The sequence below is a fragment of the Mucilaginibacter sp. P4_G9 genome, assembly GCF_056400985.1.
The window spans coordinates 1-2,150 of sequence record NZ_JBFUKF010000614.1 but is presented as its reverse complement, the minus strand read 5'-3'; the positions used below and the strand labels follow the sequence as shown (position 1 = coordinate 2,150).

Genomic DNA, 2,150 nt, shown 5'->3' with positions numbered 1-2,150 from the left:
AGGTACAGCTGCACGGTCATGAGGCCGATGTGTTTTATGTTGGCAAAGCAGATCATTTTATTGGCGACGAGATTTGGACAACAATTGGCAACTACAACACCCGGCTGGAGAAACAAAAGGGTACATGGTTAATAACTTACCATAAACTAACCTACGATAGGCAAAGCGGTAATACCAGCCTGCCAAAGCTGGCTCATCAAAAAATAACAGCAATGCGTAATAAGTAATAAAGCAGCTGTTTGAATTTTGTAAGTTTTGGTTTGATATTGATAACCTCCCGGCCTTATTGCGGGTTTAAATTTGTATCAACAAAAACAAAAAACCTATGGAATACAGAAATTTAGGGAACACCAGCGAAAAACTATCGGCCATTGGCTTAGGCTGTATGGGGATGAGTTTCGCTTATGGTCCTGTTGATAATGAGGAATCATTAGCCACACTTAACCTGGCACTTGATCTGGGTATAAACTTTTTGGATACTGCAGATATGTATGCCAATGGCAAAAACGAAGAGTTGATTGCCAAAGTACTTAAGCAAAACCGCGATAAGGTATTTATAGCCACCAAATTTGGTTTCAGGTACAGGGACGCCAGTGCGCCGTATTCGGGCAGCGGGAGTTCAAATGTGTATTTCGACGGATCGCCGGCTTATATTAAAACCGCGGTTGAAAAAAGCCTGAAACGGTTAGATATCGATACTATCGACCTATACTACGCTCACCGCATTGACCCCAGCATACCCGTTGAAGATATGGTAGGCGCCATGGCCGAACTGGTGAAGGAAGGTAAAGTACGTTATCTTGGCTTATCAGAAGCCTCGGCAGCCAGTATCCGTAAAGCCCACGCTATTCATCCTATTGCTGCACTGCAAAGCGAATACTCATTGTTGAGCCGCGATGTGGAGCACGAAATATTGCCTGTGTTGCGAGAGTTGAACATATCATTAGTGCCATACAGTCCGCTGGCCCGTGGTTTGGTTACCAACACTGTGAGCAAGGATGATTTGGCTGCTGATGATTTCCGCCGGACGCTGCCGCGTTTTAGTGACGATAACTGGGATAACAATCAAAAGCTTGCCGATGCTTTTGCCGATTTGGCGCAGCAAAAGAATGTTACACCGGCTCAACTTGCTTTAGCCTGGGTACTGGCGCAGGGCGATGATATAATCCCCATCCCCGGCACCAAAAAACGCAAGTACCTGCAGGAAAATGCCGGAGCCGTTGACGTTAATTTATCGGCTGCTGATCTGCAGGAGGTAGGCAACCTGTTAAAAAAATATCCTGATACAGGCCAGCGCTATACCGAGGCATCTTTGAAAATGACCAACCTGTAGTTTACGGGTTTTATTGAATATCAGCCAATGAAAGATCATCATTATAAAGCCAACATCAGATGGACGGGTAACACGGGGGTGGGAACAAAGGATTATCGCTCTTATGAACGCAGTCACACTATCAGCATTGAGGGTAAGCAGGATATTTTAGGTTCGTCGGATCCGGCATTTAGAGGAGATAAATCCTGCTATAACCCGGAGGACATGTTGCTTTCATCCATATCCGCATGTCATATGTTGTGGTACCTGCACCTTTGCACCACGGCTGGTGTTGTTGTAACTGCTTATGAAGATAATGCAGAAGGTACCATGGTTGAAACAAGCGATGGCGGCGGCTATTTTTCCGGGGTGATATTAAAGCCATTGATAACACTAAAGGATGCAGCGATGCAGGCTAAGGCTGATGAATTGCACCATGAGGCAAATAAATTGTGCTTTATTGCAAACTCGGTTAAATTCCCGGTTTTACACGAAGCACAGTATCGGGTAGCGGGTTAATATTCTCAATTTTTTCATCTAAAAGTATCTGGATTTAATCCGCAGTTCAAATAGAACACCCTGATTTATCTTAATAAAGTTTATATAGTAACCTGTAGGTTAACAGCCTTGTTTATTTACAGGTTACCTAATGAATTCCACAGGTTCGGATTATCTCTTATATGCGTTAACTGCTCAATAACTTCCTCAACTTCAGCTACACTTAATGACCGTTCACCGGCAGTGTATGAGAATACATTAGCCGGTTCTTCAAAAGCAATAAAGCCTAAGTAATCAGGATCATTAATTTTATCCAGGTGCAAACTACTCTCTTTGTTAA

At 43.5% G+C, this 2,150-nt stretch carries 4 protein-coding genes; 3 read left to right on the top strand and 1 reads right to left on the bottom strand.

The annotated features are described in order from the left end of the window. The 3 genes from AC1DPZ_RS25945 to AC1DPZ_RS25935 all read left to right on the top strand — a co-directional run. Positions 1-227 (top strand): hypothetical protein (locus AC1DPZ_RS25945; protein WP_477408939.1); only part of this gene is annotated, 227 nt, incomplete at its 5' end. A 98-nt stretch (positions 228-325) separates the two neighbouring features. Further along, the gene (locus tag AC1DPZ_RS25940) at positions 326-1,333 is read left to right on the top strand and encodes an aldo/keto reductase (protein WP_477408937.1); all 1,008 of its coding nucleotides are present in this window, start codon (positions 326-328) and stop codon (positions 1,331-1,333) included. Positions 1,334-1,360: 27 nt separating this feature from the next. Next, positions 1,361-1,831 (top strand): OsmC family protein, encoded by a 471-nt coding sequence (locus AC1DPZ_RS25935; RefSeq protein WP_477408935.1) that lies wholly within the window; start codon positions 1,361-1,363, stop codon positions 1,829-1,831. 116 nt (positions 1,832-1,947) lie between these two features. Here the strand turns inward: AC1DPZ_RS25935 and AC1DPZ_RS25930 are convergent. Then, on the bottom strand, positions 1,948-2,150 hold a 203-nt coding region (locus tag AC1DPZ_RS25930), incomplete at its 5' end, for a hypothetical protein (protein WP_477408932.1).